This is a genomic window from Mycobacterium sp. (assembly GCF_049585075.1).
In the GTDB taxonomy this organism is placed as follows: Bacteria; Actinomycetota; Actinomycetes; order Mycobacteriales; family Mycobacteriaceae; genus Mycobacterium.
In genome coordinates this window covers 1-4,553 of record NZ_JBAUZA010000042.1, presented here as the reverse complement: position 1 = coordinate 4,553, position 4,553 = coordinate 1, and the positions used below count along the sequence as shown (strand labels likewise).

Genomic DNA, 4,553 nt, shown 5'->3' with positions numbered 1-4,553 from the left:
CGATAGCGCAACGCGCGCAACGCCGCCCGATGCCGGCGTGCCTGCTGGCGAGCCGACAACACATGCGCTTGTTGCGCCCGCAGCCGCGCAGCCCGACGGCGCATCGCCTCGCGCTGCGCGATCGGTGTTGTCGGTATCGTGGTATCGGCGCGGGCTTCGTCGAGCACATTCTTGGTCAGGGCACGGGCATTGGTGTGATCGCGGTGCGCTTGAGTCGCCGTGCCTGCGAGCGCCGCGTCGGTGCTGACAGCCGACCGCAGGGCGGCCCGCCTCTGGTCTACATCGGACTGGTAACGCTCCTGTCCCCCACCGGTATCCATGCCCGCTGCGCGCCGCAACAAACTGTCGTAGTGCGCTAGGTCTGCGTCCAGCGTTACGCCGCTTGGCGTGCCGGCGAATAGTTGGTGCGCGCGGCTCAATGCCGACAGTTCGTTTCCGCTCAATGCCCCTCCCCTAGACCGTCGTCCTCGTCGGCGAAAGCCCGAACGCGCGGCAGCGCTCCCGGCGGAATCACTCCCCGATTCCGGATGTCCCACATTTCCGCCGGCGTGACTCCGAGCAGTGCCGCGATGATTGGTTCCGGCAGCGACGACCGCGCGCATGCACGGTCGAACCGGGCACTCAGGCTCATCGGCATGCGCTCCAAAAGCGCGCCGCGCGTCGTCTCCAACGCCTGCAGATGCCGCATAAGCCGTCCCGCCGAAGCTGCGTCGGCGTTGACAGCCACCCGCCAAGAGTTGGCGGCGAGCATCTCAGCCTTCACGCACTGACCGATCACAGAGAGAATATACGACTCATATTCGTTTGATGTCGTCGCAGGCAGCCGCTCGATCACCGAGTTGAGCGCGTCGAGCTGAGCTTCGGCATATCCCTCGAGCACCTCGGTGTCGATGTGCCGGTCCACGACGATGGAACCGGTGGACCGAGCAGGCGGCGGTTCTGCCGGCGTGACCGCGGTCAGGCGCTCGAGCTCGGCCGCCGGATCCGCGGCGACCACGAGCCGAGAGTAGGTGCCCGGCGGCAGCCCGAGCCCATTTTCTACCTTCTGAACTGTGCTTTTGTGCGGCTTGCGGGCTCCTCGCTCCAGGTAGCTCAGGCCCATGATGCTCACACCGGTGGCCGAGGCGAAGTCGGCCAGCGACCAGTCGCGCGACTCGCGCAGCTCTCGGACTGCTGCACCTGCCGATTCGCGGCTCACCGCAGCGCTCCGGCCATATTCGGATAGTACACAGCCGCCCAGGTCGGGTCGGGTATATACGTTTTTGTCACGTTTCTCTTGCCAACCAGGCTTCTGTGTGTATACGCTTCTGCATACGTTTTGGCATGAAGGAGGCGGACTGATGGGGCATCCATGTTCGGTCAACCCGGAATTGTGGTTCGGCTACGCCGATGACGACGGCGGCGACGGTGCCGCCAAGGCTCGCGCTTATGAGCAGTCGGCCACGGAGGCGCGGCTGCTGTGCCTGCGGCGGTGCCCACTGGCGCAACAGCGGTTGTGCGCGCGATACGCGGTCGAGAACCGCGAGGAGTACGGCGTTTGGGCGGGAATCAAACTGCCCGGCGGCCAGTACCGCAAGCGTGAGCAGCTGGCGAAGGCGCACGACCTGCTGCGCCAGATCGCGGCCGGTGAGATCAACTCACGGCAGCTGCCCGAAAACGCCGCGCTGCTGTCGCGGCGCGAGGGCGACGCTGTTCCAGTGACCGCCACGGTGTTTCATCTGCCCATCCGCGAGGCCGGGCCTCGGTCGGCCGCCTGACCATTTTCCCGTGCTGGGCGCGCCTTTAGCCGTGATGAAATAGGCGGGTGCTACGAAGTTGGTCTCGGTTAGCCCTGGTGCTGGCCGCAAGTTGTGCGTTGCTGACCAGTTGCCATGACACCGTGGCCGGCCGGGCCGTGTCGCCGATCTACGATCCCGCGACCGCGGGCGGGTTGCCGGTGACCGACGTGGCCAGCGGTGCACGTCCCGGCGCACCGGCGCCGACCCTGAAAGTCCATGGGGGACAAGAGGGATCGATCGACAGGCTGGCGGCCCTGTCGGTGCAGGATATCGAGGCATACTGGCAGGCGAACTTTCCCCGCACTTTGTCAGGACAGTATGAGCCGGTGAAGGAGTTGTACTCCTACGACTCCCACGATCGGTCATCGCCGGTGATCTGCGGCAACGACACCTACAAGCTCATCAATGCCTTCTTCTGTGGAAGTGACTGGCTGATTGCCTGGGATCGCGGCGTGTTCTTGCCGACGGTGCAGAAGTACTTCGGCGACATGGCTGTAACCGGGGTGCTGAGCCATGAGTACGGACATGCAATCCAACGCATGGCCCATCTGGTCAAGCGATCGAGTACCGTGCTGGTCGCCGAACAGCAGGCGGACTGCTTCGGCGGCGACTACCTGCGTTGGGTCGCCGAGGGCAAGTCACCCCGGTTCACCCTCGACACCGGCGATGGTTTGAACAAGGTGCTGGCCGGCATCATCACCAGCCGCGATCCCGCCTCGGTGCGGGCCAACAATCCGGAAGGGCACGGCACGGCGTTAGACCGCGTCGCGGCATTCCAGACCGGCTTCACCTCGGGCGCGATCGCGTGCGCAGAGATCACCGCAGAGTCCATCCAGCAGCGCCGCAACCAGCTGCCCGACGTGCTACAGCCCGCGGCCAGCAAACGCAAGGCGGACAAGCCGATAACCGAGACCAGCGTTCGCCAACTCGTCGATGAACTCGGCACGATCTTTGGCCCCAAGACCCCGCCGACGTTGTCAATGCAGCCGGCCGCGTGTGGGGGAGCGGACGCGACCAAGCCGGTGTCGTATTGTCCGGCGTCGAACACCGTGTACGTCGACCTACCTGCGTTGCAGACACTCGGCGAGCCCGGCGATGAGCGTCACGACTACGTGCTACTGCAGGGGACCAACACGGCGATGTCGGCTCTGATCTCCCGATACGCGCTGGCGGTTCAGCACGATCGTGGCCTACCGACGAAATCCGTCGGGACCGCGTTGCGTACAGCTTGTCTGACCGGCAGCGTGGAGCGACATCTAGCCGAAACAGCGGACCCGACAACACCTTTGACGTCGCGCGACATCGACCAGGCGGTGGCGGGCCTGCTCGGCAACGGCCTGGCGGCCAGCGACGTCGACGGGACGACGGTGCCCGCCGGGTTTAATCGAATCGCGGCCTTCCGCGCCGGTCTCACCAACGACAACGCCGACCGGTGCTACACGGACTTCCCGGGCTGAAAGGCATCCTTATGACTCCGACGCAGTGGGGGAGTGGCGACGACCCCGAACGGACCGAGGTGGTCCGCCGCCAGCCGCCAGCCGTCGACCCCGACAAGACCGTCGTCATCGCTTCCTCGCATGGTGCGCCTGATGAGACGACGACCCCGGTGGTGCCGCCGTATCCACCGGCCCGGCCGGCGCCAAGCGGTTACGCCGTCGGCGCCTACCGGCACCAACGCGGCCAATACCCGGTCGCGCCTCCGCCGATTCCCCTTGCGCGGCGCGGTCACGGCTCGCTGTGGGCGGTACTTGCCATCGGTGCTGTTGGGTTGAGCGTCGCGGCCGTCCTGCTGGTCCTGCGCGTAGGCCCGATCAAATCCCTGACCGCCGACAAACTCAACATCACCGCGGCGCAGGCCGGCGTACGGAACGTGCTCGCCGACCCCGCTACCGGCTACGGGCTGGCCGGCGTCAAAGACGTCGTGTGCAACCACGGCGTCGACCCCACCATCGTCAAACACGCGACGTTCACCTGCGACCTCACCATCAATGGCCACCAGGCACAGGCGACCGTCACATTCGTCGGCGACAATGGCACCTACTCGGTCGGGCGTCCCGAGTAACCAGCACAGTTACTGGGTGACGCGCTTGGCGATTGCCGCTGCGAGGGTTACCGCCTCGTTCGACGGGTTCGCGTTGCAGGTGGTCACATCAATGACGACGTTGTTCTTCGACGTCATGGCGCGCTGGCAGGTCAGACCGCCCGCTGCGGAGACGCGGGCTGTCAAGGTGCTGCCTTGTCGTGAGACGCCTTCGACCGTCCATGTCGTGGGGTTGTCGTGGCCGGGGCCCAGCACGATTGGCGCCGATCGGCACGTCTGCCAGGTGCTGGCCTGCGCAGCGACGAGGTCGCCGGCCATCGCAGCTGTCCCGAAGGTGGTCACGGCATTGAAAACCGTCGTCCTCCTTTGATCATGCAGCGCCTGGACGTAGGTGGCGCGCGACCCCGAGCCTGCGTAAGCATTTTCGTTCGCCGGGATGACTAACCCGACGCATTGAGCCGGATCGGCCTGGTCGGTGAACATACCCGGACCGGACAGTTTGTCGATCGCCTCCAGGCCCGCAGTGCCCATGACTTGACCGACATAGGCGGGATCAGGCAGCAGCGTGGGCAGTGCGTCGTCGCCGATCGTGCGGACGTGAGGCGGAGCAACCGGCGCCGCCGGTGTGGTCGGAGAGCTGGATTTAGTCGGTGGGGCAGGAACCGGAATGCCGCCGGATACGGCTGGCGAATCGTTGTGCCCTGCGCTTGATGCGGCCACTGCCACCGTGATGG

At 65.8% G+C, this 4,553-nt stretch carries 5 protein-coding genes and 1 pseudogene; 3 read left to right on the top strand and 3 right to left on the bottom strand.

Annotated elements, in window-relative coordinates:
* Together WB785_RS02160 and WB785_RS02155 are read right to left on the bottom strand one after the other, a co-directional pair.
* Nucleotides 1-443: pseudogene (locus WB785_RS02160) on the bottom strand (C40 family peptidase); the annotation flags it as partial.
* Nucleotides 440-1,198, bottom strand: a complete 759-nt coding sequence (locus WB785_RS02155) for a helix-turn-helix domain-containing protein (RefSeq protein ID WP_424077055.1) — start codon at nucleotides 1,196-1,198, stop codon at nucleotides 440-442. The gene WB785_RS02155 and the pseudogene WB785_RS02160, both read right to left, overlap by 4 nt.
* 142 nt (nucleotides 1,199-1,340) lie before the next feature.
* Between WB785_RS02155 and WB785_RS02150 the strand changes: the two genes are divergently transcribed.
* The 3 genes from WB785_RS02150 to WB785_RS02140 are packed head-to-tail and all read left to right on the top strand — an operon-like array spanning nucleotide 1,341 to nucleotide 3,840.
* Nucleotides 1,341-1,757: a WhiB family transcriptional regulator gene (locus WB785_RS02150; protein WP_424077054.1), complete on the top strand. Its 417-nt coding sequence runs from the start codon at nucleotides 1,341-1,343 to the stop codon at nucleotides 1,755-1,757.
* Nucleotides 1,758-1,804: 47 nt separating this feature from the next.
* Nucleotides 1,805-3,235 carry a neutral zinc metallopeptidase gene (locus WB785_RS02145; protein WP_424077053.1) on the top strand — a complete coding sequence of 477 codons (1,431 nt, stop codon included), beginning with the start codon at nucleotides 1,805-1,807 and terminating at the stop codon, nucleotides 3,233-3,235.
* A gap of 11 nt (nucleotides 3,236-3,246) precedes the next feature.
* Nucleotides 3,247-3,840, top strand: a complete 594-nt coding sequence (locus WB785_RS02140) for a DUF4333 domain-containing protein (RefSeq protein WP_424077052.1) — start codon at nucleotides 3,247-3,249, stop codon at nucleotides 3,838-3,840.
* 9 nt (nucleotides 3,841-3,849) lie between these two features.
* Here WB785_RS02140 and WB785_RS02135 read toward each other — a convergent pair.
* Nucleotides 3,850-4,553: sensor domain-containing protein (locus WB785_RS02135; RefSeq protein ID WP_424077051.1), on the bottom strand; the 704-nt coding region annotated here is incomplete at its 5' end.